The 25,504-nt window shown below is 64.6% G+C and carries 26 protein-coding genes; 17 read left to right on the forward strand and 9 right to left on the reverse strand.

Annotated features, from left to right (window positions below):
* Positions 1-142: 142 nt before the first annotated feature.
* Genes AS189_RS04240 through paaZ form a run of 4 tightly spaced genes read left to right on the forward strand, consistent with a single transcriptional unit; the run spans position 143 to position 5,217 of the window.
* Positions 143-1,369: a thiolase family protein gene (locus AS189_RS04240; RefSeq protein ID WP_062286474.1), complete on the forward strand. Its 1,227-nt coding sequence runs from the start codon at positions 143-145 to the stop codon at positions 1,367-1,369.
* Complete coding sequence (locus tag AS189_RS04245; protein WP_062286475.1) at positions 1,366-2,157, forward strand: enoyl-CoA hydratase/isomerase family protein; 792 nt, start codon at positions 1,366-1,368, stop codon at positions 2,155-2,157. Before AS189_RS04240 ends, AS189_RS04245 begins: the two co-directional genes overlap by 4 nt.
* A complete protein-coding gene (locus AS189_RS04250) occupies positions 2,154-3,011 on the forward strand; it encodes a 3-hydroxyacyl-CoA dehydrogenase family protein (protein WP_062286476.1) in 858 nt (285 codons plus the stop codon). Before AS189_RS04245 ends, AS189_RS04250 begins: the two co-directional genes overlap by 4 nt.
* A 58-nt stretch (positions 3,012-3,069) precedes the next feature.
* Positions 3,070-5,217, forward strand: coding sequence for a phenylacetic acid degradation bifunctional protein PaaZ (paaZ, locus tag AS189_RS04255; protein ID WP_062286477.1), 2,148 nt, complete (start codon positions 3,070-3,072; stop codon positions 5,215-5,217).
* Between the two features lie 3 nt (positions 5,218-5,220).
* On the opposite strand, the gene AS189_RS04260 is transcribed toward paaZ, so the two are convergent.
* The 4 genes from AS189_RS04260 to paaI all read right to left on the reverse strand — a co-directional run bounded on the left by AS189_RS04260 (position 5,221) and on the right by paaI (position 8,566).
* Positions 5,221-5,985 (reverse strand): DUF427 domain-containing protein, encoded by a 765-nt coding sequence (locus tag AS189_RS04260; protein WP_062286478.1) that lies wholly within the window; start codon positions 5,983-5,985, stop codon positions 5,221-5,223.
* Between the two features lie 145 nt (positions 5,986-6,130).
* Positions 6,131-6,751, reverse strand: coding sequence for a TetR/AcrR family transcriptional regulator (locus AS189_RS04265; RefSeq protein WP_062286479.1), 621 nt, complete (start codon positions 6,749-6,751; stop codon positions 6,131-6,133).
* Between the two features lie 21 nt (positions 6,752-6,772).
* Entirely contained in the window at positions 6,773-8,101 is a 1,329-nt protein-coding gene (gene paaK, locus AS189_RS04270; protein WP_062286480.1) for a phenylacetate--CoA ligase PaaK, read from the reverse strand.
* 15 nt (positions 8,102-8,116) lie between these two features.
* The gene (paaI, locus tag AS189_RS04275; RefSeq protein WP_062286481.1) at positions 8,117-8,566 is read right to left on the reverse strand and encodes a hydroxyphenylacetyl-CoA thioesterase PaaI; all 450 of its coding nucleotides are present in this window, start codon (positions 8,564-8,566) and stop codon (positions 8,117-8,119) included.
* A 169-nt stretch (positions 8,567-8,735) separates the two neighbouring features.
* Between paaI and paaA the strand changes: the two genes are divergently transcribed.
* The 6 genes from paaA (at position 8,736) to AS189_RS04305 (ending at position 13,922) form a co-directional block, all read left to right on the forward strand.
* Positions 8,736-9,707 (forward strand): 1,2-phenylacetyl-CoA epoxidase subunit PaaA, encoded by a 972-nt coding sequence (gene paaA / locus AS189_RS04280; protein ID WP_062286482.1) that lies wholly within the window; start codon positions 8,736-8,738, stop codon positions 9,705-9,707.
* A 2-nt stretch (positions 9,708-9,709) separates the two neighbouring features.
* Positions 9,710-10,042 carry a 1,2-phenylacetyl-CoA epoxidase subunit PaaB gene (gene paaB / locus AS189_RS04285; RefSeq protein ID WP_062286483.1) on the forward strand — a complete coding sequence of 111 codons (333 nt, stop codon included), beginning with the start codon at positions 9,710-9,712 and terminating at the stop codon, positions 10,040-10,042.
* Between the two features lie 344 nt (positions 10,043-10,386).
* Positions 10,387-11,220: a 1,2-phenylacetyl-CoA epoxidase subunit PaaC gene (gene paaC, locus AS189_RS04290; protein ID WP_082634486.1), complete on the forward strand. Its 834-nt coding sequence runs from the start codon at positions 10,387-10,389 to the stop codon at positions 11,218-11,220.
* A complete protein-coding gene (paaD, locus tag AS189_RS04295; protein WP_062286485.1) occupies positions 11,217-11,777 on the forward strand; it encodes a 1,2-phenylacetyl-CoA epoxidase subunit PaaD in 561 nt (186 codons plus the stop codon). The genes paaC and paaD overlap by 4 nt, the downstream gene beginning before the upstream one ends.
* Positions 11,777-12,985 carry a 1,2-phenylacetyl-CoA epoxidase subunit PaaE gene (gene paaE / locus AS189_RS04300; protein WP_062286486.1) on the forward strand — a complete coding sequence of 403 codons (1,209 nt, stop codon included), beginning with the start codon at positions 11,777-11,779 and terminating at the stop codon, positions 12,983-12,985. The genes paaD and paaE overlap by 1 nt, the downstream gene beginning before the upstream one ends.
* Positions 12,986-13,139: 154 nt before the next feature.
* Complete coding sequence (locus tag AS189_RS04305; protein ID WP_062286487.1) at positions 13,140-13,922, forward strand: enoyl-CoA hydratase/isomerase family protein; 783 nt, start codon at positions 13,140-13,142, stop codon at positions 13,920-13,922.
* On the opposite strand, the gene AS189_RS04310 is transcribed toward AS189_RS04305, so the two are convergent.
* The 3 genes from AS189_RS04310 to AS189_RS04320 are packed head-to-tail and all read right to left on the reverse strand — an operon-like array spanning position 13,909 to position 15,845.
* Entirely contained in the window at positions 13,909-14,484 is a 576-nt protein-coding gene (locus AS189_RS04310; protein ID WP_062286488.1) for a hypothetical protein, read from the reverse strand. The two genes, AS189_RS04305 and AS189_RS04310, sit on opposite strands and share 14 nt — an antisense overlap.
* A 46-nt stretch (positions 14,485-14,530) precedes the next feature.
* A complete protein-coding gene (locus tag AS189_RS04315; protein ID WP_062286489.1) occupies positions 14,531-15,319 on the reverse strand; it encodes an isocitrate lyase/PEP mutase family protein in 789 nt (262 codons plus the stop codon).
* Positions 15,320-15,377: 58 nt separating this feature from the next.
* On the reverse strand, positions 15,378-15,845 hold the full coding sequence (locus AS189_RS04320; protein ID WP_062286490.1) for an Lrp/AsnC family transcriptional regulator: 468 nt from the start codon (positions 15,843-15,845) through the stop codon (positions 15,378-15,380).
* Positions 15,846-16,021: 176 nt separating this feature from the next.
* On the opposite strand from AS189_RS04320, the gene AS189_RS04325 reads away from it, so the two are divergent.
* From AS189_RS04325 to AS189_RS04345, 5 genes are all read left to right on the forward strand, one after another.
* Positions 16,022-17,233, forward strand: coding sequence for a thiamine pyrophosphate-dependent dehydrogenase E1 component subunit alpha (locus tag AS189_RS04325; protein WP_237760040.1), 1,212 nt, complete (start codon positions 16,022-16,024; stop codon positions 17,231-17,233).
* Entirely contained in the window at positions 17,230-18,300 is a 1,071-nt protein-coding gene (locus AS189_RS04330; protein ID WP_062286491.1) for an alpha-ketoacid dehydrogenase subunit beta, read from the forward strand. Before AS189_RS04325 ends, AS189_RS04330 begins: the two co-directional genes overlap by 4 nt.
* The gene (locus AS189_RS04335) at positions 18,297-19,700 is read left to right on the forward strand and encodes a dihydrolipoamide acetyltransferase family protein (protein WP_237759968.1); all 1,404 of its coding nucleotides are present in this window, start codon (positions 18,297-18,299) and stop codon (positions 19,698-19,700) included. Before AS189_RS04330 ends, AS189_RS04335 begins: the two co-directional genes overlap by 4 nt.
* A 63-nt stretch (positions 19,701-19,763) precedes the next feature.
* Positions 19,764-20,495, forward strand: coding sequence for an MBL fold metallo-hydrolase (locus AS189_RS04340; protein ID WP_062286493.1), 732 nt, complete (start codon positions 19,764-19,766; stop codon positions 20,493-20,495).
* Positions 20,496-20,585: 90 nt separating this feature from the next.
* Positions 20,586-21,782: an MFS transporter gene (locus AS189_RS04345; protein ID WP_062292930.1), complete on the forward strand. Its 1,197-nt coding sequence runs from the start codon at positions 20,586-20,588 to the stop codon at positions 21,780-21,782.
* Positions 21,783-21,806: 24 nt separating this feature from the next.
* Here AS189_RS04345 and AS189_RS04350 read toward each other — a convergent pair whose 3' ends face one another.
* A complete protein-coding gene (locus AS189_RS04350) occupies positions 21,807-22,712 on the reverse strand; it encodes a phosphatase PAP2 family protein (RefSeq protein ID WP_062286494.1) in 906 nt (301 codons plus the stop codon).
* 59 nt (positions 22,713-22,771) lie between these two features.
* On the opposite strand from AS189_RS04350, the gene AS189_RS04355 reads away from it, so the two are divergent.
* Positions 22,772-23,746 carry an o-succinylbenzoate synthase gene (locus AS189_RS04355; RefSeq protein WP_062286495.1) on the forward strand — a complete coding sequence of 325 codons (975 nt, stop codon included), beginning with the start codon at positions 22,772-22,774 and terminating at the stop codon, positions 23,744-23,746.
* Here the strand turns inward: AS189_RS04355 and ald are convergent.
* Positions 23,720-24,853: an alanine dehydrogenase gene (ald, locus tag AS189_RS04360; protein WP_062286496.1), complete on the reverse strand. Its 1,134-nt coding sequence runs from the start codon at positions 24,851-24,853 to the stop codon at positions 23,720-23,722. The genes AS189_RS04355 and ald overlap by 27 nt on opposite strands.
* 136 nt (positions 24,854-24,989) lie before the next feature.
* Here ald and AS189_RS04365 point away from each other — a divergent pair, with 136 nt between their 5' ends.
* Positions 24,990-25,466 carry an Lrp/AsnC family transcriptional regulator gene (locus AS189_RS04365; protein ID WP_062286497.1) on the forward strand — a complete coding sequence of 159 codons (477 nt, stop codon included), beginning with the start codon at positions 24,990-24,992 and terminating at the stop codon, positions 25,464-25,466.
* Positions 25,467-25,504 lie beyond the last annotated feature (38 nt).

A 25,504-nucleotide genomic window follows, 5' to 3' on the forward strand; every position in this document is an offset into this window, starting at 1 on the left:
CCGTAGCCGCCCTTGCTCCAGGGCAGTCATTGACCGCTTGTCCGTTCCATGGAATATTTATAGAACGAACGGTCGGTAATTTGGCGGCCGGTCCCGGTGGAGGCATGGGTCGCACCGACGAGCGCGTTCGAAGGGTGTTTTCATGGCCGCAGCAACACCGCAGGCATTCCTGGTAGGAGGCGTCCGCACGCCCGTTGGCCGCTACGGCGGGGCTCTCGCCACCGTCCGGGCCGACGACCTTGCCGCCCTGACCATCAAGGAACTCATCGCGCGCACAGGGATAGATCCGGCCGACGTGGACGAGGTGATCCTCGGCAACGCGAACGGTGCCGGTGAGGAAAACCGCAATGTGGCCCGCATGGCGTGGCTTCTGGCCGGCTTCCCGGACACCGTTCCCGGCATCACGGTCAACCGCCTGTGCGCCTCGGGAATGAGCGCTATCACCATGGCCAGCCACATGGTCAAGGCCGGAGCCGCAGACATCGTGGTGGCCGGCGGTGTGGAGTCCATGACCCGCGCGCCCTGGGTCATGGCGAAGCCGGAGAAGGCGTTCGCCAAGCCCGGCGACACCTTTGACACCTCCATCGGCTGGCGCTTCACCAACCCGAACTTCCTCTCGGGCGAATTGTCCCGGGACGGCAAGATGGCCTATTCCATGCCGGAAACCGCGGAGGAGGTGGCCCGCGTGTACGGCACCTCCCGGGAGGACTGCGACGCCTTCGCGGTCCGCTCGCACGAGCGCGCCCTGGCCGCCATTGCCGCCGGGCGTTTCGCCCCGGAAATCGTCCCGGTCACCGTCAAGGGCCGCCGCGGCGACACTGTGGTGGACACCGATGAAGGCCCGCGCGCCGGCACAACACTGGAGGTCCTGGCCGGGCTGCGTCCCGTGGTGGCCGGGGGGAAAGTAGTCACGGCCGGCAACGCCTCCAGCTTGAACGACGGCGCCTCCGCCATCATCGTGGCCTCCGAACGTGCCCTGCAAAAGTACGGGCTCATCCCGCGCGGCCGCATCCTCGACGGTGCCGCAGCCGGCCTCGCGCCGGAAATCATGGGCATGGGCCCGGTCGCCGCCAGCCGGAAGATCCTGGAACGCCAGGGCATCGACGTGGGCCGCCTGTCCGCCGTCGAACTCAACGAGGCGTTCGCGTCCCAGTCGCTGGCCAGCATGCGCGAACTCGGGCTGGACCCGGACACCGTCAACAACGACGGCGGCGCCATCGCCCTCGGCCACCCCCTGGGCTCCTCCGGCTCCCGGATCGTGGTCACGCTGTTGGGCAGGCTGGAACGCGAAGCCCCCGGCGGAATCGGTCTCGCCACCATGTGCGTCGGCGTCGGCCAAGGTGCCGCGCTGCTGGTGGAGGGATTGTGAAGCACGACGCCGGCACCCGCCTCGATCCCGCAGCGTTCACTACCCTGCTGGTCACCGAGGTTGACGACCGCCTGGCGGTGCAGTTGAACCGGCCGGCGGTCCGCAACGCAATCGACGCGCAGATGGTGGCTGAGCTGCACGCCGTATGTGAGCACCTGGAGTCAACACCCAAGGTGCTGATCCTCTCCGGCACTCCCGGCAGCCGCGACAGCAAGGGGATCTTTGCCTCAGGCGCGGACATCGCCGAACTGATCGAACGCCGCCGTGACGACGCCCTGCAGGGCATCAACTCGGGGCTGTTCGAGAGGATCGCCCAGTTGCCGATGCCAGTCATCGCGGCCCTGGAAGGCTACGCACTGGGCGGCGGTGCCGAGCTGGCCTATGCCGCCGACTTCCGGATCGGCACCCGCGCCCTGCGTCTGGGCCAACCCGAGGCCGGACTGGGCATCATGGCCGCCGCCGGCGCCACGTGGCGGCTGAAGGAATTAGTAGGCGAGCCCATGGCCAAGGAGATCCTGCTGGCCGGGCGCATCCTCACGGGTGAAGGTTGCCTGCGGGTGGGACTCATCACCGAACTAGTGGAGTCCGCCGAGCTCATGGCCGCCGCGCACTCGCTCGCCGGCAAGATCGCCGCACAGGACCCTCTGGCCCTACAAGCCACCAAACGAGTCTTCCATCAACCGCGAGAGGCCCACCCGGCGGCGGACAATCTGGAACAGGCAGAGCTGTTTGAATCGCCCGCCAAATTTGAACGCATGCAGGCCTTTTTGGACAAGAGGGAAAAATGAGCAGTGCGACGAACTTGCCGGCACGTGTCGGTGTCCTGGGCGGCGGCCGCATGGGCGCCGGCATCGCCCACGCATTCCTCATTCATGGTTGCGAGGTGCTGGTGGTGGAGCGCGACGACGACGCTGCCGCCGCGGCGCGCGATCGGGTGGAATCCGCTGTGGCCAAGTCCGTGGAACGCGGGCTGCCCGGCTCCCCGGCGGATCACACAGCACGGCTGGTGATATCCACCAACTACGCCGACTTTGCCGACCGTGAACTGGTGGTGGAGGCCGTCCCGGAAATCTGGGACCTGAAGGTCTCCTCGCTGCAGGGAGTGGAAAAGCACCTGGCGGCCGGAGCCGTGCTGGCGTCCAACACCTCGTCGCTGTCCATGTCGGGGCTGGCCGCTGAGCTGGTGCGGCCGCACAAATTCATCGGCCTGCACTTCTTCAACCCGGTTCCGGCGTCCACCCTGATCGAGGTGGTCATCGCCGAGCAGACGCGCCCGGAGCTGGTGACCACGGCGAAAGGCTGGGTGGAAGCGTTGGGCAAGACCGCCGTCGTGGTCAAGGACGCACCCGGATTTGCGTCCTCGAGGCTGGGCGTGGCGATCGCGCTGGAGGCCATGCGCATGGTGCAGGAGGGCGTGGCGAGCGCCGAGGACATCGATGCCGCCATGGTGCTCGGCTACAAACACCCCACCGGCCCGCTGCGAACCACCGACATTGTGGGCCTGGACGTGCGGCTGGGCATTGCCGAATACCTCGAATCAACCCTGGGGGAGCGGTTTGCGCCGCCGCAGATTTTGCGTGACAAGGTGGCCCGCGGCGAACTGGGACGCAAGTCCGGCAAGGGATTCTTTGACTGGACCTAGCGTGCCCACCGGCACCATCACCCCACCCCAAGACCAACCCCGAAAGGACGTCTCGACGATGACCACTGCAACGCTGATTGAAACTGTTCCGAGCTACATCCAGGATGCCTGGTGGACCCCGGCCAACGGCGAATCGGGTGTGGAAGCGCGTGACGCAAGCACCGGCGAGGTGCTGGCCCGCGTGTCCACCGAGGGGCTCGATCTCGGGGCCGCCGTCGAGTATGGCCGCACGGTGGGCCAGACGGAACTCGGCAAGCTGACCATCCACCAGCGGGCCCTGAAGCTGCGCGAATTGGCCGCCTACCTCAATGACCGCCGCCCGGAGCTGTACGCGGTTTCGGCCCGGACGGGCGCCACGAAGATCGATTCCATGGTGGACGTCGACGGCGGCATTGGCGTGCTGTTTACGTTCTCCTCCAAGGGCCGGCGCGAACTGCCCAACTCGAATGTCATTGTGGATGGCCCCGTGGAGGTGCTGAGCAAGGACGGCTCGTTCATCGCCGAGCACATCTACACCCGCATCCCCGGCGTCGCCGCCCAGATCAACGCCTTTAACTTTCCGGTGTGGGGCATGTTGGAGAAATTCGCCCCGGCGTTCCTGGCCGGCGTCCCCACGATCGTCAAGCCGGCCACGCCCAGCGGCTACCTGGCCGAGGCGGCCGTGCGTGCCATCGTCGAGTCCGGGGTACTGCCGGCAGGTTCCCTGCAGTTGATCTCCGGCTCCGCCCGGACCCTGCTGGACGTCCTGGACTACCGGGACATGGTCTCCTTCACGGGCTCGGCGTCCACCGCGAATGTCTTGAAGAACCATCCCAACGTGGCTCATGGCGGTGTCCGCTTCACGGCGGAGACCGACTCCCTCAACGCCGCCATCCTTGGCCCCGACGCCGTTCCGGGAACTCCGGAGTTTGACGCTTTCATCAAGTCCGTGGTCACCGAGATGACGGTCAAGGCCGGCCAGAAGTGCACGTCCATCCGACGCACCATCGTGCCGAACGAGCTCAAGCAGGCCGTCATCGACGCGATCGGCGCACGCATCAGCGAACGGGTGGTGGTGGGGGACCCTCGTGCCGACGGCGTCACGATGGGTGCGCTGGCCTCGCTGGAACAGTTGGCGGATGTCCGCGCCGCCGTCGAGACGATGATCGCCGCCGGCGGAGAGCTGGCCTACGGCACCCTGGACGCACCCGCCGTGACGCGTGCGGACGGCACGGTTGCCGCCGTCGTCGACGGTGCGTTCATGTCACCGGTGCTGCTGAACTGGGCCGACGCCGAGGCGCCGGAGGTTCACTCGCTGGAGGCGTTTGGTCCCGTGTCGAGCGTAATTGGCTATGACACCCGCCCCGGCCGTGACGGAAAGGGTGTCGACGTCTCCGAGGCGGTGCGGCTCGCGGCGCTTGGGGCAGGATCCCTCGTGGCCACGGTTTGCACGAACGACCCCGCCACGGCGCAGGCCCTGGTGACGGGCATTGCCGCCCATCACGGCCGGGTTCTGGTGCTCAACCGCGAGGACGCGCGCACGTCAACGGGCCATGGTTCGCCGGTGCCACACCTGGTGCACGGCGGGCCCGGCCGGGCCGGCGGCGGCGAGGAACTGGGCGGCATTCGCTCCGTCAAGCATCACATGCAGCGCACCGCCATCCAGGGCTCGCCCAACATGCTCACGGCAGTGACCGGGGTGTGGCACACGGGAGCCGCCCAGGTGTTGGCCGGTGATCCCGGGTTTGGTGCAGTTGCCGGGGCCGTCCATCCGTTCCGGAAGTCGCTGGCGGAACTGCACATCGGCGACGGCTTTGCCTCCGGACTGCGGCAAGTCACGCTGGAGGACATCACCGCCTTTGCGGACTCGTCGGGGGACACCTTTTACGCCCACACCGACGCCGTGGCTGCGGAGAAGAACCCGTTCTTTCCCGGGATCGTGGCGCACGGCTACCTGCTGGTGTCCTGGGCCGCCGGGCTGTTCGTGGAGCCCGCGCCGGGCCCCGTGCTGGCCAACTACGGGCTCGAGGGGCTGCGCTTCATCACCCCGGTTGCGGCCGGTGATTCGATCCGCGTGACGTTGACGGCCAAGAAGATCACCCCGCGCGTCACCGATGAATACGGCGAGGTCTGCTGGGATGCCATCCTGCACAACCAGGACGGCGAGATCGTGGCCACGTACGACGTGCTGACGCTCGTGGAAAAGGAAGACACCCTGTACAAGTAGCCGTTACAGCTCTTCGACGTCCACCAGGTTGTCGTAGAAGCAGACGTAGCCGGCGAGCTCCGCGGCTTCGGGCAGCGGATTTTGGTAGCTCCACGCCACGTCGCCATCGGGCCCGTCCGCCAACTTCCAGTAGCTCGCGGTGCCTTTGTAGGGGCACAATGTGACCGAGTCAGTGGCCACGAGCAGCTCCCAGTTTACGGCGCTTGGGGGGAGGTAGATCCGCTCCGCCAAGCCCGTTTCAAACACCATGACGGGGGCCGAGGATTCCGCGAGCACTGAGCTGCCGGTGCTGACCCTCACGTGCCGCGAGCTGTGCCGGATATCCACGCGGTGGAACGGGTCGCGAGGGTGGGACTGGACGGGGTCGTCCTCCTCCAGCCAGTCGAAGGCGTCCGAATCAAACGCCACATATCCTGCCAGATCCGGGTCCTCGAAACCGAACGCTGCGGCTTCGGCGGTGCGCCCGCCGGCAGTGACATCAAAGGCGGTCCCCGGGGTGCTGTGCCGGCTGAACGGGATGCCGGGGTGCAGCACCGGGGGAGCGTCGGCGCCGGTTGGTGCGGGTGCGGCGGGACTTAGGACACCGGCGACGCCGTCGGCCGGCACCGCATAACAGGGCACCACCCGCCGGGGTTCCCAGACGATGACGGCACGGCGGGAGTCCAGGACCACATCCGTCCCGAGCAGGGCCCGAATGTGCTTGGTGGTGGGTTCGTAGCGAAGTTCGCGCGAGAGCGCCTGGAGGGATGCGGAGATTTTGGTGGCCATGGTTACAGCGTGCGCCAGCCGGAGGGACTGGTCAATCCCATGGTGCCCACGAGAGCTGGTCCAAGCTGCGAGATCGCTGGTTGCTCGGTGATTTTCGCCGCCAACACCCTATCTCGCGGCAGCCTGCCCCACGCGGCCAGTTGAACTACTTGTGCAGGCCTTGGAACGCCATGGAAATCACGTCGTCGGCCAGTCTCGAGGCGGAGAGCGGGCCTCCGGGCTTGTACCATTCGACGATTGAGTTGATGGTGCCAAACAGCAGTCTGGTGATGGTGCCGGGATCAATGTCCGTGCGCAGCGTCCCATCCTGCTGGGCGGCGGAAACCAAGCTGGTAATGGTGCGGTCAAAGGTGCGGCGCCGGGCCAGCGCATCGCGTTCCATCTCCGTGTTCCCGCGCAGGCGCAGCAGCAGCGTGACGAAGGGCAGCCGCTCCACGAGTACCCCTATCGTGCCCCTGAGCACAAACTCAAGACGGGCGTCGGCAGCTCCGGAGGTGGCGCCGTCGAGCCTCAACACCGCCTCCAGCCCGCCAAGAGCCTGCTCCAGTGCCAGCCGCAGCAGGTCCTCCTTGGACGGCACATGGTGGTAGATGGCAGATTTTGAGATGCCAAGGTTCTCCGCCAGGATGCCCATGGACGTGGCCTCGTAGCCGTGCTTGTTGAAGACCTCGACGGCGATGCGGAGCACCGATTGCTGGTCATAGCCGGGCCGGCCGCGCTTGCTGGTGGCGGCGGTCGGCGTGGCGGTGGGGAGGGTGGCAGGCATGCTTCCTAGTTTCTCACGCTGTCAGACTTTCGGGCGGTTGTCGTAGATCCGGCGAAGCTTGCCACTGGAGCGGGCCAGGGACCCGGGTTCGACGACGTCGATGGTGCAGGAAGTACCCACATGGATCTTGATCTGCTCCTTCAGGGCCAAGCCGGCAGCGGTGCGCTCGGCCGGTGTCGTGTTTTCGCGCGGCTCGATGTGGACAGTCATCTCGTCCATGCGCCCCGTGCGGTTCAGCTCCAGCTGGAAATGCGGGCTCAGGGCCGGGATGCGCAGGGCGATTTCCTCGATCTGGGAGGGGAAAAGGTTGACCCCGCGAAGGATGATCATGTCGTCGCTACGCCCGGTGATGCGGGCCATCCGGCGCATGGACGGACGAGCCGTGCCCGGCAGCAGGCGGGACAGGTCCTTGGTGCGGTAGCGGATGATCGGCAGCGCCTCCTTGGTCAGCGCCGTAAACACCAGTTCGCCTTCCTGGCCGTCCGGCAGCACTGCATCGGCCCCGATGGCCGGGTTGAAGGGGTCAATGATCTCCGGGCGGAAGTGGTCCTCCCAGATTTGGTTTCCGTCCTTGGTCTCCACGGATTCCCCGGCAACCCCCGGCCCCATGACTTCTGAGAGCCCGTAGATGTCGCACGCGTCGATGCCCAGCCCTTGTTCAAGCTCGTGGCGCATTTCCTCGGTCCACGGCTCGGCGCCGCACACGGCAAACTTCAGTGACGTGGCGCGTGGGTCGATGCCGCGGTGGATCATGGCGTCCATGATCGTCAAAAGATAGGTGGGTGTGCACATGATGGCGTCCGGCTCAAAGTCGGTGATGAGCTGGATCTGCTTTTCCGTCTGTCCGCCGGACATGGGGATGACGGTGGTGCCCAGCGCCTCGGCTCCATAGTGGGCCCCGAGTCCGCCGGTGAACAGGCCATAGCCGTAGGCGTTGTGGACCAACATGCCCGGGCGGACGCCGGAGGCTCGCATGGACCTGGCCACCAGGGAGGCCCAGACGTTGATGTCGTTGCGCGTGTAGCCCACAACTGTGGGGCGGCCCGTGGTGCCCGAGCTGGCGTGGATGCGCACCACCTCGCTTTGCGGCACCGCAAACATGCCAAACGGGTACTCCTGGCGCAGGTCTTCCTTGGTGGTGTAGGGGAACTTCGCAAGATCGGAGAGCTCGCGCAGGTCCGAGGGATGGACTCCCGTCTCATCAAATTTGCGCTTGTACAGCGGCACTTTGTCGTAGGCGTAGGCCACCGTGTGTTGCAGCCGGGTGAGTTGCAGCGCCTCGAGTTGGTCGCGGCTCATGAGCTCTGCGGCGTCCAGGGCGGAGGGGGCGTTAGGGGTGGAAGCGGTCATGGAGGCCGGGCCCTTCTAGTTGGTGTGGCGGTTGGGGATGGTCCGGCTGCGGCCACGGAATTCGGCAACCACCGTGCTGCCGGCGTCGTCGGAAAGGCTGTCTCCGCTGAAAACCTGGACGTCGTACAGGCCGCTGCGGCCGTTTTGCTGGCGGCGGTTGGCAACGGCGGTGATGCGCTGGCCCGCGCGGGTCGGGGCCAGGAAGTTGACGTCGACGCCGGCGGCAACGGTGACCGTGCTGCCGTCGGCGGTGGCGGAATTGCAGGCCAGGGCAAAGGCTGAATCGGCGAAGGCAAAGATCATGCCGCCGTGGGTGATGCCGAAGCCGTTCATCATTTCGGGGCGCAGCGTCATGGCAATTCTGGCGTGGCCGTCGCCCAGGGCCAGCAGTTCGATGCCCAGCCACTCGGTGGCGGGGTCGTTGGCCAGCATTGGGTGGTCAACTCCCGGGTCGATGGACGCCATTGGCCACTCCTCACATTTTCTAACCGAATGTTCATTAGGTAATACCCTCCCGGGCGGTTCTGTCAATGCTCGGCCATCTGTCGGCATACTGATTGACGGGGCACGAAGTCCACTATATTCTGAACGAACGGTCGGTAATTAATTCCGGCAGCAACCTGAAGGAGATGCCATGGCACACGAAGCGCAGTCCGAGGTGGACGCAGCCGGAGCCGAGAACTTTGAGCGCATCCTGGGCAAGGATTCCCGCGTGGAGCCCAAGGACTGGATGCCCGACGCGTACCGCCGTTCGCTGGTGCGCCAGATTTCCCAGCATGCGCACTCGGAGATCATTGGCATGCAGCCGGAAGCTAACTGGATCACCCGCGCGCCGAGCCTGAAGCGCAAATCCATCCTGATGGCGAAGGTCCAAGACGAGGCCGGTCACGGGCTATACCTGTACTCCGCCGCCGAGACCCTGGGCACCAGCCGCGACGAGATGATGGATGCGCTGGTGAAAGGTGCGGCCCGCTATTCCTCCATCTTCAACTACCCCGCCGTCACGTGGGCGGACATGGGCGCCATCGGTTGGATGGTGGACGGCGCTGCCATCTGCAACCAGGTTCCCCTGTGCCGGGCGTCCTACGGACCCTATGGCCGGGCCATGGTGCGGGTGTGCAAGGAGGAATCCTTCCACCAGCGCCAGGGATTCGAGATCCTGCTCGAGCTGGCCAATGGCACCCCCGAGCAAAGGGCTATGGCCCAGGACGCCGTGAACCGCTGGTATGCCCCGTCGCTGATGATGTTTGGCCCGCCGGATGACGATTCGCCCAACTCCATGCAGTCCATGGCATGGAACATCAAGCGCTTCAGCAACGACGAGCTGCGGAACCGTTTTGTGGGCATGCTGGTCGAGCAGGTCAGGGTGCTCGGCCTGACACTCCCGGACGACGAGGTCCGGTTCAACGAGGACACCAAAAAGTGGGAGCACGGACCCCTCGACTGGGAAGAATTCAAGGAGGTTTTGGCTGGCCGCGGACCCTGCAATGCGCAGCGCCTGGAGCGCCGCCGTTCCGCCCATGAAGACGGAGCCTGGGTCCGGGAGGCCGCTACGGCCTACGCGGAGAAGCAGGCCGCGCAGCACGCACAGAAAGTAGCAGCTTAAACATGAGCCCCCAAGAATCCACCGAAAGCACGACGCCGGCACCTGGGGAAGGTGCCCATCGCTGGTCCCTGTGGGAGGTCTTTGTCCGCTCCAGCCGCGGACTGAGCCACGTCCACGCAGGATCCCTGCACGCTCCCGATGCCTCCATGGCACTGCGCAATGCCCGCGATCTGTACACGCGCCGAAACGAAGGGGTGTCCATATGGGTGGTCCCCTCCGACGCCATTGCCGCCTCAGATCCCGACGCCAAGGGCTCCTTCTTTGAGTCCCCGCAGGGCAAGGACTACCGGCACGCCACGTATTACACCAAAAGCGAAGGGGTGAAGCACCTGTGATCCCCACCGGCTCCCAGTCCTCGCAAGTCCCCAGCGGCTCCCCTCGCTCGCAAGCTCACGAGGGGCCCCTCGCCGCTGTGGGCCCTCGGCCAGGGGCCCTCGCCGGCGTGGGCCCATCCACCGGCTCCCAGTCCTCGCACGTCCCCAGCGGCTCCCCTCGCTCGCAAGCTCACGAGGGGCCCCTCGCCGCTGTGGGCCCTCGGCCAGGGGCCCTCGCCGGCGTGGGCCCATCCACCGGCTCCCAGTCCTCGCACGTCCCCAGCGGCTCCCCTCGCTCGCAAGCTCACGAGGGGCCCCTCGCCGCTGTGGGCCCATCCACCGGCTCCCACGACATCAGCGCCGGCATGGGCGGCGACGCCACCGCCACCCGTATTACACCCGGAAACGCACTCCGGCCCGAAGACATCGCCCTGGCCGCACAACAGGGCGCCGCGAAACCCAGTGAGGACGTGGCCAACTATGCGTTGCGCCTCGGTGATGACGCGCTGATCCTGGCCCAGCGCCTGGCACACTGGATTTCCCGTGCCCCGGAGTTGGAGGAGGACGTGGCGCTGGGCAACATCTCCCTCGACCAGTTGGGCCATGCCCGCTCCTTCCTCACGTACGCGGGCAGCGCGTGGGGCAAGACCGAGGACGAGCTCGCCTACTTCCGTCGTGAACCGGAATTCTGTTCCGCCCACCTTTTTGAGCAGCCCAACGGCGATTTTGCGGCCACTATTGCCCGCCAGTTCATCGTGGCCAACTACCAGTTCCCGCTCTACCGGGCCCTAGTCAACTCCAGCGACCCCATGCTGGCCGCCATCGCCGCGAAGGCAGTCAAGGAGGTCGACTACCACCGCGACCACAGCACCCAGTGGGTGTTGCGCCTGGCCGGTGGTACCGAAGAATCGCGGCGCCGCATGATCGCCGGGCTGAAGCTGATGTGGCCTTTTGCCGGCGAGCTGTTCGAGGACGATGCCTTGACGGCCAGGCTCGGCGATGCCGGCGTTGTGCCCTCCAGCCTGAAAGCGGAGTTTGACCGGGCCACGGCGGAGGTCCTGGACGAGGCTGAACTGGACGTCTCCGGATATCCCATGGCTACGGGTGGGGGACGGCAAGGCCGCCATTCCGAGCACCTGGGATTTGTGCTGGCCGAGATGCAGGTGCTGGCGCGCGAATTCCCCGGGGCAAGCTGGTGATCGCCGTGGACGCCCTCTCGCCAACCTCCCGCCCAACAACTGCGCAGCAGGCAGTTTGGGACATTGCCGCCCGCGTCTGCGACCCCGAAATCCCCGTGCTGACCATCGCCGACCTTGGCATCCTACGCGCTGTTGAAGTGTACGACGCCGGGGGGCCGGGTGCCATTGCCGGAAAGCCTTCTGTCCGGATCACCATCACGCCCACCTACTCGGGTTGCCCGGCCATGGACGCCATCCGTGACGACCTCGCCACGGTCTTCGCCGCCGAAGGGTACCCCCAAGTAGAGGTGCTCACCGTGCTGGCCCCGGCTTGGACCACTGACTGGATGAGTGCCGAGGGCCGGACCAAGCTGGAACAGTATGGCATCGCGGCACCCAGCGGGCATTCCACCGCGGGCGGCCACAGCGGCCCGGTCCGGTTGGCCCTGCAGGTCAAATGCCCACAGTGCAGTTCCCTGAACACCAAGGAACTGACCCGCTTCGGCTCCACGTCCTGCAAGGCGCTGTACGTCTGCCAGGACTGCAAGGAACCCTTCGACTACTTCAAGGTGCTGTGATGACCGTCCCCGTTGATGCTGCAGCCCGGCGCAAAACCTCCTTCCACGAGCTGACCGTGGCCCAGGTCCGCCGGCTCACCGACGACGCCATCGAGGTGACCTTCGCCGTGCCGGCCGAACTAGCCGGCTACTACGACTACCTGCCTGGCCAGTATGTGGCCCTGCGCGTCCACATGCCGGATGCCACGGGCGTGGATCGGGAGCTTCGACGCAGCTACTCCATCTGCGCAGTCCCCACCCAGTTCGACGACGGGAGCTCCGAAATTAAGGTGGCCATCAAGCGCGACCTTGGCGGGGAATTCTCCACCTGGGCCAACACGGAACTTGCCGCGGGGGCGCTCATGGAGGTCATGAGCCCCATGGGCGCTTTCATCTCCAAGCACGGCGGCGCCAACCGTGACGGTGCCGTCTCCAACGTGCTCAACAGCATGAACCACCCGGAAGTCATGGTCCGCTCAGCCGGAACGTACGTGGCCATAGCGGCAGGCTCCGGCATCACGCCCGTCATGGCCCTGGCACGGTCGCTGCTGTCCGGAGACTCGGAGACCCGCTTTGACCTGGTGTACGCCAACAAGGCCACCATGGACATCATGTTCCTGGAGGAGCTGGCGGACCTGAAGGACAGGTACCCGCAGCGGTTCGCCCTCCACCACGTGCTGTCCCGCGAACAACGCATCGCCCCCGTCATGAGCGGACGCCTCGACGCCGCCAAACTGGAGGCGCTGCTGGGCACGGCCATCCATACCGACGACGTCGACGAATGGTTCCTGTGCGGCCCGTTCGAGCTGGTCCAACTGTGCCGCGATGTCCTCGCCGCCCGCGGGGTGGAGAAGGCGCAGGTCCGCTTTGAACTGTTCACCACGGGCCGTCCCGACCGCCCCGAAGGCCAGGCCGGCCGGCCCGTTCTGGTGGACGAATCCGAGGAAACGTACAAGATTACCTTCACCCTGGACGGACTCAAGGCCGACATCCTCAGCCCCACCCACGCCCGGGAATCCATTCTCAACGCCGCACTGCGCGTGCGCCCCGACGTCCCGTTCGCGTGCGCCGGCGGCGTCTGCGGCACCTGCCGGGCCAAATTAGTCTCGGGCACCGTGGATATGGAGGAAAACTACGCCCTCGAGCCCGAGGAGGTCGACGCCGGCTATGTCCTCACCTGCCAGTCCCGCCCCACCACGGCCGAGGTCACGGTTGACTACGACGGCTGACGCCAGTGGCGGCGGTGGCCTCGGTGGTCGATCCCCACCCGCTCCCCAACCTCGTACCTCGGCCGGGGCCCCACGCGGGCGTGGCGCCATGTCGAGACTGGGTGCGCCGGCTCCCGACGGGCGTACGCTGTTCCCATCCAATTAAGGAGCCCACATGATTGAGCTTTCCATTGCCGACGGCGTTGCCGAGATCGTCCTGAACGCCCCCTACAAACTAAACGCGCTGGACGAGGCCGGGCTCCGGGAGCTCGATGGCGCGTACGACGCCGCTGCTGCCGCCGCCTCCGCGGGCAACGTCCGGGCGCTGCTCATCCGAGGAGAGGGACGGGCGTTCTGCGCCGGCCGCGACATTGCGTGGGTGGACGGCGCCAACGACGACGCCCGCCGCTATTTGGAGGGTTTGTTGACGCCGTTGCTGCGTAAGATGGCAGCCTTTCCGGCCCCCACTTTTGCGGCAGCACAAGGTGCCTGCCTCGGTGTGGGGCTAGGGTTGTTGATCGCAACGGACGTGGTTTATGTGGCGGAAAATGCCAAGTTTGGCTCACCCTTTGGCAATCTCGGGGCCACACTGGATTCCGGCGGGCACTGGTTGTTCACCGAAACGCTGGGAGCACACCGTACCCTGGACCTGATCTACACCTCGGAGCTCATCAGCGGTGCGGACGCTGTGGCAGCTGGTTTGTTCAGCCGTGCCAAACCGGCAGGGGAGTTGCTGGACTTCACGCGGGCCGCGGCAGCGAAGGCTGCTGCCGGACCCACTCAAGCCTTCAACGCCAGTAAAACCCTTGTGGCTGCCATACGTCAGAAGCGGCTGGGACTATGGGACGCCGTCGGCCATGAAAATGAAGCGCAGGTGGCCCTGTCCGCAACGGCCGACTACGCGGAGGGTTTTGCAGCGTTCACGGCCAAGCGGAAACCCGAATTTAGGGGGCAATGACGTTCTCGGGTGAGTGAGAGCGGCGGCGGGCGGCTAAAGGCCATGCCGCTGTCAGCACGCCGAGCGCTACAAGAATGAACGCTTCCCCGGGGAAGTCGGCCACGCGTAGGGCAATGGCGGCGGCCAAATAGGGCAGGGCCGCCCACTTCAACGGCGTGTGCTTCAAGCGGCTGCCCCAGGCAAAGAGCAGGAGTGCAAAGAACAGGCTCAGTTCAAAACGGGCCGACCATTCGACGAAGAAGAAGATGGCACCCACGATCACCAAGACTCCGGCTGCCGAGATGGTCTGGCGGCGGGCCTCCGCTCCCTCCGTGCCTGCCCCTTTGGTGAAGGAGAGTGGCAGCCAGATCAGGGCTGCACAGATGGCCGGAACCAGCGGTGTCAGAAAGAACACGGGAGCGCTGATGGTGGCCGGGTCGCCCGCGCCCAGAAGCAGCATCAGCGCCGAAAGCAGGGCGCCGAGACCGGCAGCGATGAAGACCAGCCTGCTAACGGCCGGAGCTTCCTGAACGGCAATGGCGGTTTCGGCAGCTTCGGCCCGGAGTGTGTGGTGATTCTTCATGCCTCCATCGTCCCAGCTTTCTTGACTGCCACGATGCCACCACAAGTCAGTTCAGGGGACGGGTTCCTTCCGGCAGGGCGCCGTTGTTGAGGAGTGCCGTGGCGGCGTCAGCCAATGCCGTCAGGGCCACGCGCTGCGTCCAGGGGCCGTAGGAGATTCGCGCCACACCCAATTCCTGAAGGGTGGCCGGAGACAGCGATCCCGGGACGTTGATGACACTGACTTTTCCGTGCCCAATACCAGCCACGAGAGCCTTGACAGTGGGCTCATCCAGTTTGCCGGGGACGAAGATGCAGGCGGCTCCGACCTCAAGATAGGCACGGCCACGTTCAATAGCTGCCTCAAGGACCTCGCGGGGGTCGTGGTCGGCACCGCGCAGGAACGCGTCTGTCCGCGCATTGAGAACAAAGTCAATGCCCTCGGCAATTCCGGCGTCGGCGGCTTGCTTCATTTGCGCCACGGCCTGCGCGAGCGGGCGCATTTGATCCTCGATGTTGGCACCTGTAATCCCCACGCCGATGGCCCGACGCACGGTCTCGCCCGGATTTCCGTAGCCGGCCTCAAGGTCAGCCGAAACCGGCAGCTCGGTGGCCGCGGCAATGCGGCCCACGGCTTCGATCATGGTGGCTACCGGGATGTGTTCGCCGTCTTCGTAGCCGTAGGATGCGGCAATGGAGTGACTGGCAGTGGCCAGTGCCTGGGTTCCGGGGAGATCTGCCACGACCTTTGCCGTGATGGCATCCCAGACATTAATCAACTGCAGGATTTTTGGATCCTGATGAAGTCGGAGCAATTCGGTGGCTTTCGCTGCGGTATTTGCCGGTGTGGGAGTCATGGGTTCAGCGTAGCCGCGGCGGGCAAAAGAAAACAGGCACGTTGGTTCATGGGGTGGCTCACCGGGTGTCGAGGTCCTCGAAAATGAGGTGTGTCTGGGTATCGAGTACGCCGGGCATGGATTGCAGCTGGTCAAAGACCACGCGGCGCAAGCCTTCATTGTCCTGCGCTCGCACCAGCAAAATGACGTCAAAATCACCGCCGACCAAGGCAATGTGCTCCACCTGGGGGATGGCCCGCAGCTGCTCGCGCAATTCCCGCCACCCATGCTGGCTGACCTTCAAGGTCACGTAAGCGCTCGACTTCAGCCCGGCCTTCACCGGATCAATGAGCGCGGTGAACTTGCTCAGTACTCCGGAGGACGTCAGCCGCCCAATGCGGGCATAGGCGTGGGCGCGTGAAATGTGCACGTTCTGAGCCACTGCGCTGACGGAGCTGCGCCCGTCCCTTGTGAGTTCGGCGAGGATGAGGCGGTCGATCTCATCCAGCTGGACAGATTCCGGGGGCACGGGTGTATTCGATTCCATGGCACTCCTAGTGATTATGTCTTTCAGGCTAGGGGTAATGAGACAAAAGTTCCAGGGTTTTTGGCATCTAAGGCGACAGTCCTTTGGTAATTGCATACTGAAGTTAGCGAAACATCTTTGGCTGTTTCTATTGCTGCGGAAGGAATGAGTGTTCAATGACGAACCACCCAGAATTTATGGACCACCCGGGAAATGCCGCGTTGCTGACCGGCCAGCACGGTGAATACCTGCTGCCCTCACATGATCCGGTCCAGCTGATCACCCCCGAGGGCACCTTGCGCAGTCGCGAAGTGGGGCGCAACGCCGGGAACTTCAAGGACAGCTATCCCATGCCCTCGACGGAAACCTTGCGCCGAGGCTATGCGGGATTAGTCCTCGGGCGGCGGATTAATGAGCAGGCCGGTGCGTTGGTGCGGCAGGGACGCATGGCCGTGTATCCATCATCGCTGGGGCAGGAAGCCTGCCAGGTGGCGGCGTGGATGGTTCTGGACCGCAGCGACTGGCTGTTCGCAAGCTACCGGGACACCGTGGCCATCATGGGGCGCGGCGTGAGCGCCAACGAAGCCTTCGAATCGCTTCGCGGCGACTGGCACAGCGGCTTTGACCCGTACGACTACAACACCGCACTGCCCACCACGCCCCTGGCCACGCAATTGCTGCACGCCGTTGGCGTGGCGCATGCGGCCAAATTGCGCGGCGAGGACACCGTGGTGCTGGCCATGTGCGGCGACGGGGCCACCAGTGAGGGTGACTTTCACGAGGCCCTGAACTTTGCCGCCGTCTTCCACGTCCCTGCCGTGTTCCTCATCCAAAACAACCAGTACGCAATTTCAGTCCCGCTCATCCACCAAAACGTTGCCCCGTCGCTGGCCCACAAGGCCATCGGTTACGGGATGCCCGGTGAGCGCGTTGACGGCAATGACCTGGCTGCGCTGCTGACGGTGCTGGGTACGGCAGTTGACCGTGCGCGAAAAGGCGGCGGGCCGGCCCTCATCGAGGCGCACACGTACAGGATGGAAGCCCACACCAATGCCGATGATTCCACCCGCTACCGCTCCGCCGAGGAGGTGGCGCAGTGGGTACCCAAGGATCCCCTGAAGCGCCTGCACAAGTACCTGTCCGACGCCGGAGAGTTGAGTTCTGAGCAAGCGGAGGCTTTCACTGTGGCTGCGGATAGTGTGGCGAAAGCGCTGCGGGACGGGCTCAATGCGCCCAGCTCGCCTGATCCACTGGACATGTTCCGCTTTGTCTACAGCGAACCCACGCCGCAACTGCGCAAGCAGAGCCGTCAACTCGCCGCTGAACTGGCAGCCGTGGCTGGTGGTACAGATGGTTCTGGTTCTGCGGCTGGCGCAGCTGGCGGCAGCGGATCGGCGGCGGGGTCATGACGGCCGCCCCAGCGCTCGCACCCCTGGAAATCTCAGGACGGCAGGAGCTAACTTTTGCCAAGGCACTGAACCTGGCCATGGCTGACGCCATGGCAGAAGATCCCACCGTGCTGGTTTTCGGTGAAGATGTGGGCACTCTGGGCGGGGTATTCCGTATCACTGACGGGCTGAAGCAACGTTTCGGCGAGGAACGCTGCTTTGACACTCCGTTGGCCGAATCCGGGATTGTCGGGATGGCGACGGGCATGGCCATCAACGGTATGAGACCGGTGGTGGAGATGCAGTTTGACGCCTTCGCGTACCCAGCCTTCGAGCAGATCGCCAGCCATGTGGCCAAGATGGGCAACCGCACCAGAGGCCGGGTCCGCCTGCCACTGGTCATCCGTATCCCTTACGCCGGCGGGATCGGGGGAGTGGAGCACCACTGCGATTCTTCGGAAGGCTACTATGTCCAGACTCCGGGATTGACTGTATTGACGCCGTCGACCATTTCAGATGCTTACATTCTGCTGCGCGACGCCATTGCCTCCCCGGACCCTGTGGTGTTCATGGAACCGAAGAAGCTGTACTTTTCCAAGGGCAGCGTGGACGTGGATGAATTGCGGGCACGGTATGCCTCTGCCGCCAGGACGGGCGGTGCGGCCGCTGGCCCGTCAACCATTGGGCAGGCGGCCGTGATCCGTGCCGGCACTGATGCCACGCTCATCGCCTACGGACCGTCGGTGGCGCCCGCGCTCGCCGCCGCGGAAACTGCCGCCACCGAGGGCCGGTCACTGCAGGTTATTGATGTCCGGTCCTTGGTCCCGTATGACGAGGCGACCATCGATGCCGCTGTGCGCGCCACTGGCCGGGCCGTGGTCATTGCGGAAGCTCCGGGCTTCGCATCGATGGCAGCAGAGATTGCGGCTGGAATTCAGGAGCGCTGTTTTCATTCGCTGGCGGCACCGGTGCTGCGGGTGACAGGCTTCGATGTCCCCTACCCGGCACCAAAACTGGAACACTATTACCTTCCCGGCGTTGACAGGATTCTGGACGCCGTGGACCGGCTGCAATGGGAGCAATCATGAGCGTGCAGACAACTGAGCAAGTATTCCTCCTTCCGGACCTCGGCGAGGGACTCGTGGAGGTCGAGCTACTGACCTGGCTGGTGGCTGTCGGCGAGAGGGTGGAGGTTGACCAGCCCATCGCCGAAGTTGAAACCGCCAAGTCAGTAGTGGAGGTGCCCTCACCCTTTGAAGGAACTGTCACAACCCTGCACGGTGCCCAAGGGGACGTCATGGAGGTTGGCAAGCCGTTGATCACGATTGCCGCGCCGGGATCAGAGGGAGAATTCGAGGTAGAAGCCGAGCACGGAGCACCAGCGACATCCGCACCTGAGCACCTCAGTGAGTCCACCTCCGCTGAAACTCAGCAGGCAAAGCCGGAAGGCTCGGGCAACGTGCTGATTGGCTACGGCACCTCCGAGACGTTGGGAACCGGACGCCGTCGGCCATCGTTGGCCACCGCCGCCCATACTGCGCCGTTGGTCATTTCCCCGGTGGTACGGAAACTTGCCAACGATCACGGAATCGCGCTCGCGGACATCCACGGTTCGGGCGAGGACGGTCTCATCCTTCGCACGGATGTGGTTGCTGCCATTGGCTCGCCACCACCGCGGGACGTGCCGGAGGCACGTGAGGCACCTGAGCCACGGGAGGCACCGGAAGTGCGGGAAGTGCGGGAAGTGCGGGAAGGCGCGGCGGAGGTGTCCGGCGTCGTTCATCAACGTACGGGGCTGAGCGTGACAGCACGGGTTCCGCTGAGCGGCATGAAAAAGGCAGCCGCCGCGTCGCTGCTGCGCAGCCGGCGGGAGATTCCGGAGGCCACGGTCTGGGTGGATGTGGACGCGACGGCCCTGCTGGAAATGCGCGCCGGACTGGGCGAACGCGCGCCCGGTGTATTGGCCTTTGTGTCCCGTTTTGTTGCGGCGGGGCTGGCCAATTTTCCGGAATTGAACATGTCGCTGGAGAATCACGACGGCACAGACGAGCTCGTCGCTTTTGACGGCATCAACTTAGGTTTTGCGGTGCAGACGCAGCGGGGCCTGATGGTGCCGGTGTTGCGGAATGCGCAGGGTCGCACGGCGCGGGAGCTTCACGGTGCCATCGCTGAGCTGGCGGCTGCGGCCCGGGCCGGCCGGGCGAGCCCCGCGGAGCTGTCCGGTGGCACGTTCACAATCAACAATTACGGGGTGCTGGGCGTGGATGGCTCGGCAGTCATCATCAACTATCCCGAGGCCGCGATGCTGGGACTGGGGCGCATCATTGACAAGCCGTGGGTGGTTGACGGAGAACTGCGAGTGCGCAAGATGACAGAGTTGACGCTGGCCTTTGACCACCGCGTCTGTGACGGCGCCGTCGCCGCCGGTTTCCTGCGATTCGTGGCCGACGCCATGGAAAACCCTGCCGGTGTGCTGGCCGATCTGTAACCTGGCTGGCTGGCTGTAGCCGGCCACCTGTCACCTGTCACCGGGTAGGGCTAGGGTCGGAACATGACAAACGAGCTGGCTAATCCATGGCGGAACCTAGGCGGCGGAAGTTTCGTGCTTGCCAGCAATGCCGCCCGGGCGCTGGTGAACATCGGTCTGGTGGTGGGCTCCGAGCGGGCTTTGGTGGTTGACACTGGCGCCGGGCCGCGCCATGCCACCGAGATCCTCGCCGCGGTGCGCACACTGACTGCGCTACCCCTCGTCATCGCCAACACCCACGCTCATTGGGACCATTTCTTCGGCAACGCCGTCTTCCGTGCTGAAGGTGCCCTGAACGAGGCCGGGACTCAGTTTTGGGCGCACGCCGCCACCGCTCGCGGCATGGCCGAAACGGGGGAGTCCCAGCGGGCAGAGGTTGCAGGCCTGGAACCGGAGATGGCTGCCGGCCTGGGGCCACAGACGGAGATTGTGCTGCCCACGCATTTGATCCGGCGGGCACCGGTGGTGCTGGACCTTGGCGAAGTCAGCGTGGAGTTATTCTGTCTGGGTCGCGGTCACACCAATGGTGATCTGATGGTGGGCGCCCCCGGTGTGCTATTTGCCGGCGACGTGCTGGAAGAGGGCGCAGAACCGCAATTTGAGGGATCGTTCCCGAAGGAATGGGCGGCCGTCTTGCGCAAACTCGGCGCCATGGATGCCATGTATCCGCTCATGGTGCCAGGCCATGGCCAGCCCGTGAATGCTGCGTTTGCCGCAGAACTCGCCAATACCGTGAAAGCGGGTCCCGGCGCCTAGGCCGTCTCCGCTGGGCGGCGAGTCACCCTGAGCAGCGCCTCCCGCAGAGCGCGGCCTCACCCTGAGCGGCACAAGGCTACAGTGGGGGAAGTGAAAAAATCAGCGCAGCCTACCGAATTCAGCCTCTGGTCCATTGCCGTTCCTGCCTATGGACCGTCGCTGCTGTTTGGCATAGGTGAAGGTGCCATTTTGCCCATCATTCCGCTGAGCGCCCGTGACATGGGATCGTCCTTGGCTGGTGCAGCCTTGGTGGTGGCACTGATCGGGATTGGCTCACTCATCAGCAATATTCCGGCCTCCTTGCTCACCGCCAAGTTCGGTGAGCGGCTGGGCATGGTCGGGGCAGCGGTGCTCAGCTTGATAGCCCTGCTGCTGTGTGTTTTCGCCACCGATCTGTGGCTCTTTGCCATCGGCGTGCTGCTGATTGGCGCAGCCGCGGCCGTTTTTAACTTAGCCCGCCAGAGCTATCTCACGGAGGCCGTACCGCCGCTCATGCGCGCCCGCGCCATGTCAACGTTGGGCGGCGTGGGGCGGATTGGCCTCTTTGTTGGACCGTTCATTGGCGCGTTGGTGATCCACCTGGTGGGACTCTCCGGAGCGTATTGGGTGGCCGCAGTTTCCATAGCGGCGGCTGGAGCTCTGGCCTTATGGCTGCCGGATCTGGTCAGTGACCGGGAGGAAAAGATCAAAGGACCGGCCCCAACAGTGGGCTCCTTGGTTGCGGCCAATCGTTCGCTCTTGCTCAGCGTGGGGATCGGAATTCTGCTGGTGAGTGCCGTGCGTTCAGCCCGGCAAGTGGTGGTGCCTTTGTGGGCGGATAACTTAGGCCTGAGTCCGGCCGCCACCTCCCTGATCTACGGCTTGTCCGGCGCCATCGACATGCTGGTGTTTTATCCGGCCGGAAAGGTCATGGATAAGAAGGGACGCAACGCGGTGGCCATCCCGTCCATGGTGCTCATGGGTACTGCTTTGATCTTGATGCCGCTGACATCTGGGGCGGCTTCGCTACTGATGGTGGCCTTGTTGATTGGCTTTGGTAACGGCATCGGATCGGGGCTGATCATGACGCTGGGGGCCGACTACGCACCGCGGCACGGACGGGCTCAATTCCTCGGCATCTGGCGGTTCATGGCTGATGCTGGTGGCTCCAGCGGACCAGCCATTCTTGCGGGGCTGACGGCCCTGATCACGCTGTCCTTCGGCATTGCCGCAACGGGAGTGCTGGGACTGGCAGCGGCGGCAGTCTTGGCGTATTCCATTCCTCGCAACAAGGTCATTCAGCGCTAAGAACCCCAGCGCAAGGTCAGGGCGCTAAGAACGTTTGGACCGGCGTCGTACTGGCAAGGTCAGCAGCAGCGTGCCAGCAACTGTCAAACCATAGCCGCCCACCACAATTTGCCCCACACCGGCAAGGAAGTATTTGGTGGTGCTGGTGGCCGCGGGGGCCGATAACTGCCACACGAGCAGGGCCACTGCCAGCCCGGAAAGCAGTGTCAAAATGGCCGTGGTCAGAACCCACCCGCGGGCCGAGGCCCAGTGCATGTGCGAACCCAACCACACGTTCCAGCTTGGCCCCGTTCGCATGACGGCCAGCGCCCCCAATGACGTCCAGAACGCCACGACGAAGAATGCGGCAAGGACGTCGGCCGGACGGTGCCATTGGTTGATGAGGGTGGAGATGCCAGCGAGAACGGCGTAGCTGCCACCCACAAATGCCGCCGCGGGACGCCATCGGGGGGAGACCACCAGGAACACGGCGGCTGCGGCACTGGCAGCCAGCGTGCTGTGCCCGGACGGCAGCGAATTCAACGCCAGCGTGGGCACACCCAGATCCGGCCGATCGGGCAGGCCCGCCTTGATCAGCTGAGTGGACAAATTGGCGGCGACCATCGCAGCCAGTGCGATCCCGGCAGCCTTCCAGCGCCGCCTGGCCAGCGTGACAAAGAGCACCATCACAAGGGCGATCACCAAGGAGGTAACCGGCAAAAGGTCTAGTACCTTGGCCGTTTGGACCCCAATTTTGGACTGCGCCACGGCGGCCTCAACCAGTGCGGACTCGTCAAAGAACTGGCCCGTGGTGGTGTTGACGAAGAAGCGGTAGCTCAGGATGATCCCGGCCAAGCTGATGATCGCCGCAAACACAAAAGGCCATGTGGCGATGCGCGCGGGGGTTGGACCGCCGGATCCGGTGCGGTGCAGGGCAGCGTGGGTATTCATTGACTTAAGGTTCCCACATGTTCATGGGAGCACGCTGACCATCGCGGTACAGTGAAATCATGCTCACCTTCCCCCCGCTGGATGAAATTCTTGCCAACGCCCATGTTGTCGCCTTGCCCATGAAGGTGAAATTTCGGGGCGTGTTAGTGCGTGAGGTCATGGTCTTCTCCGGTCCTGCCGGATGGGCCGAATTCTCGCCGTTTGTAGAGTACGACGACGCCGAGTCTGCCAGGTGGCTGGCCTCGGCTTTGGAAGCCGGCTGGCTTGGGCACCCCGCCCCCGTGCGTGACTGGGTGCCGGTTAATGCCACGGTTCCGGCCGTCTCCTCCGAACAAGTGCCGTCCGTGCTGGAGAATTTTGACGGGGCTCAAACGGTGAAGGTCAAGGTGGCCGAGGCAGGCCAGTCGCTGGGAGATGACGCCGCGCGGGTTGGCGCCGTCAGGCATTTGCTGCCGGACGCCAAGATTCGCATTGACGCCAATGGCGGCTGGGACGTGGATCAGGCTGTGCGAGCGCTGCGACTGCTCTCCGTGTTCGGGCTCGAATACGCTGAACAGCCGGTGGCCAGTATTGCCGAGATGGCCGCTGTGCGCCGCGCGTTGAACGGCTCGGTACTCATTGCCGCCGATGAAAGCGTCCGCAAGGCCACCGACCCCCTCGCCGTGGCCCGCGCCGGAGCGGCGGACCTCTTGGTGATCAAGGCCGCGCCGCTGGGTGGCGTGCGTCGCGCTTTGGAAATTGTGGCTGAAGCGGGGCTGCCTGCTGTGGTGAGTTCGGCCCTGGACTCCTCAGTGGGTATTAGCACCGGCCTGGCGCTTGCCGCCGCGCTGCCTGAACTTCCCTACGCTTGCGGGCTTGGCACGGTATCCCTCATGGCCGGCGATATTGCCGAGCCAAGCCTGGTGGCGGAGGACGGCGGCATGCACCCACGCGAGGTGGTGGCCAACCCCGAGCTGCTGGAGCTATTTGCCGCACCCGCCGAACGCCGCGACTGGTGGATGGAGCGCCTACGCCGCTGCCACGCTCTGCTGTAGGAGGTCCTGCCACGCCCATAGCTCAAGCCCGTGCGCGCTGCTCACGGAAGGGTGCGTCACTTTTCCGCCAATTACATTCAGTCCTAGAGCCAAGGCCGGATCATTGTGGAGTGCCGCTTTCACACCATCATTGGCCAAGGCAAGGGCGTACCTCAGGGTGACATTGGTCAGCGCGTAGGTGGACGTGTTGGGGACAGCGCCAGGCATGTTGGCCACGCAGTAGAACAAGGCATTGTGCACCGTAAAGGTCGGGTTCTGGTGCGTGGTGGGCCTGCTGTCCTCAAAGCAGCCGCCTTGATCCACCGCAATATCAACCAACACGGAGCCGGGCTTCATCCGGGAGACCAGATCATTACTCACGAGCTTGGGGGCTTTCGCTCCGGGGATGAGAACCGAGCCAATGACAAGATCGGCGTCAATGACTGACTTCTCCACCTCATATTTGTTGGACGCGACGGTCTTGAGACGGCCCTGGTATTGCGCATCAAGTTCACGCAGCCGGTTGGTGTTGATGTCCAAAATGGTGACATCGGCGCCCAATCCCATGGCCATCGCTGCCGCGTTGGACCCGGCTACCCCGGCGCCGAGCACAACAACTTTTGCCGGACGGACGCCCGGAACCCCGCCCAAGAGAATGCCCTGGCCGCCGGCGGGGGCCATCAGGGATGCAGCGCCCACCTGCACGGAAAGCCGTCCCGCCACTTCTGACATGGGGGCCAGTAGCGGAAGCGACCGGTTTGCGGTCTGAACGGTTTCGTAGGCGATCGCCGTAACCCCAGCGTCAATCAGTGCCTGCGTGAGTTCCGGTTCCGCCGCCAAATGGAGGTAGGTGAAGAGGATGAGACCTTCTCGGAACCGGCTGTACTCGGATTTGATTGGCTCCTTGACCTTCATGACCATATCCGCGCGTGCCCACAACTCATCGGCGTCAACGAGAATCTCAGCCCCGGCCAGTGCGTAGTCCTCATCACTGATGCCCGATCCGATGCCGGCGCCAGCCTCAATCAGAACCTGGTGCCCCGATTCCCGGAGCTCATGAACTCCGGCCGTGGTGATGGCAACGCGGAACTCGTTGTTCTTGATTTCTTTGGGGACTGAGACGATCATGGGTTTTCCTTTGAAAGCTGCTGTGGTGGGTGTCACAAGGTTTGCAGTTTCTGTCAATTAACGCCAGAGTCCACGTAGAATCTACGGACAGAAGCCCATAATTGGAAGATTTCCCCCGCACCAAGGAGCCATAACCATGCCGGAACCGAAGAAAATACGGCCACCTTTGGACGCCCTGGATCACAAATTGCTCAGTCTTTTGGTTGCGGACGCACGTGCCACCAACCAGTCGCTGGCCGATGCACTGGGGATCGCCCCCTCCACCTGTCTAGCCCGACTCAAGGCGCTCAAGGAAACAGGTGTCATTGAGCGCTTCACTATTGACGTTGACCCGGAGGCGCTGGGGCGCTCGCTGCAGGCTCTCATCAGTGTGCGGCTGCGACCGGGGGCCAGACACCTGATGCAATCATTTGCCGAAGACCTTCGATCTGTGGCAGATATTTCGCAATTCTTTGTGCTGGCGGGCACCGATGATTTCCTGATTCACGTCAAGGTTCGAGACACCGCTCACGTCCGCGAGTTCGTCCTTGAACACCTCTCCTCCAATCCAGCCGTGGCCGCGACCCAAACCAACCTGATCTTTGAACACGTGTGGGGTGATTCCCTGAATTGAGGCCCGTGCGGGCGTTCGCACAGCGCCCGGCACCCTGC

The organism is Arthrobacter alpinus (assembly GCF_001445575.1).
Taxonomy (GTDB): Bacteria; Actinomycetota; Actinomycetes; order Actinomycetales; family Micrococcaceae; genus Specibacter; species Specibacter alpinus_C.

Excerpts from the sequence above, each read along its gene's own strand:
- AS189_RS04240 (WP_062286474.1), top strand. The coding sequence starts at position 143 with ATGGCCGCAGCAACACCGCAGGCATTCCTGGTAGGAGGCGTCCGCACG.
- AS189_RS04250 (WP_062286476.1), top strand. The coding sequence starts at position 2,154 with ATGAGCAGTGCGACGAACTTGCCGGCACGTGTCGGTGTCCTGGGCGGC.
- paaZ (WP_062286477.1), top strand. The coding sequence starts at position 3,070 with ATGACCACTGCAACGCTGATTGAAACTGTTCCGAGCTACATCCAGGAT.
- AS189_RS04260 (WP_062286478.1), bottom strand. The coding sequence starts at position 5,985 with ATGGCCACCAAAATCTCCGCATCCCTCCAGGCGCTCTCGCGCGAACTT.
- AS189_RS04265 (WP_062286479.1), bottom strand. The coding sequence starts at position 6,751 with ATGCCTGCCACCCTCCCCACCGCCACGCCGACCGCCGCCACCAGCAAG.
- paaK (WP_062286480.1), bottom strand. The coding sequence starts at position 8,101 with ATGACCGCTTCCACCCCTAACGCCCCCTCCGCCCTGGACGCCGCAGAG.
- paaI (WP_062286481.1), bottom strand. The coding sequence starts at position 8,566 with ATGGCGTCCATCGACCCGGGAGTTGACCACCCAATGCTGGCCAACGAC.
- paaA (WP_062286482.1), top strand. The coding sequence starts at position 8,736 with ATGGCACACGAAGCGCAGTCCGAGGTGGACGCAGCCGGAGCCGAGAAC.
- paaB (WP_062286483.1), top strand. The coding sequence starts at position 9,710 with ATGAGCCCCCAAGAATCCACCGAAAGCACGACGCCGGCACCTGGGGAA.
- paaC (WP_082634486.1), top strand. The coding sequence starts at position 10,387 with ATGGGCGGCGACGCCACCGCCACCCGTATTACACCCGGAAACGCACTC.
- paaE (WP_062286486.1), top strand. The coding sequence starts at position 11,777 with ATGACCGTCCCCGTTGATGCTGCAGCCCGGCGCAAAACCTCCTTCCAC.
- AS189_RS04305 (WP_062286487.1), top strand. The coding sequence starts at position 13,140 with ATGATTGAGCTTTCCATTGCCGACGGCGTTGCCGAGATCGTCCTGAAC.
- AS189_RS04310 (WP_062286488.1), bottom strand. The coding sequence starts at position 14,484 with ATGAAGAATCACCACACACTCCGGGCCGAAGCTGCCGAAACCGCCATT.
- AS189_RS04315 (WP_062286489.1), bottom strand. The coding sequence starts at position 15,319 with ATGACTCCCACACCGGCAAATACCGCAGCGAAAGCCACCGAATTGCTC.
- AS189_RS04320 (WP_062286490.1), bottom strand. The coding sequence starts at position 15,845 with ATGGAATCGAATACACCCGTGCCCCCGGAATCTGTCCAGCTGGATGAG.
- AS189_RS04325 (WP_237760040.1), top strand. The coding sequence starts at position 16,022 with ATGGACCACCCGGGAAATGCCGCGTTGCTGACCGGCCAGCACGGTGAA.
- AS189_RS04330 (WP_062286491.1), top strand. The coding sequence starts at position 17,230 with ATGACGGCCGCCCCAGCGCTCGCACCCCTGGAAATCTCAGGACGGCAG.
- AS189_RS04335 (WP_237759968.1), top strand. The coding sequence starts at position 18,297 with ATGAGCGTGCAGACAACTGAGCAAGTATTCCTCCTTCCGGACCTCGGC.
- AS189_RS04340 (WP_062286493.1), top strand. The coding sequence starts at position 19,764 with ATGACAAACGAGCTGGCTAATCCATGGCGGAACCTAGGCGGCGGAAGT.
- AS189_RS04350 (WP_062286494.1), bottom strand. The coding sequence starts at position 22,712 with ATGAATACCCACGCTGCCCTGCACCGCACCGGATCCGGCGGTCCAACC.
- AS189_RS04355 (WP_062286495.1), top strand. The coding sequence starts at position 22,772 with ATGCTCACCTTCCCCCCGCTGGATGAAATTCTTGCCAACGCCCATGTT.
- ald (WP_062286496.1), bottom strand. The coding sequence starts at position 24,853 with ATGATCGTCTCAGTCCCCAAAGAAATCAAGAACAACGAGTTCCGCGTT.
- AS189_RS04365 (WP_062286497.1), top strand. The coding sequence starts at position 24,990 with ATGCCGGAACCGAAGAAAATACGGCCACCTTTGGACGCCCTGGATCAC.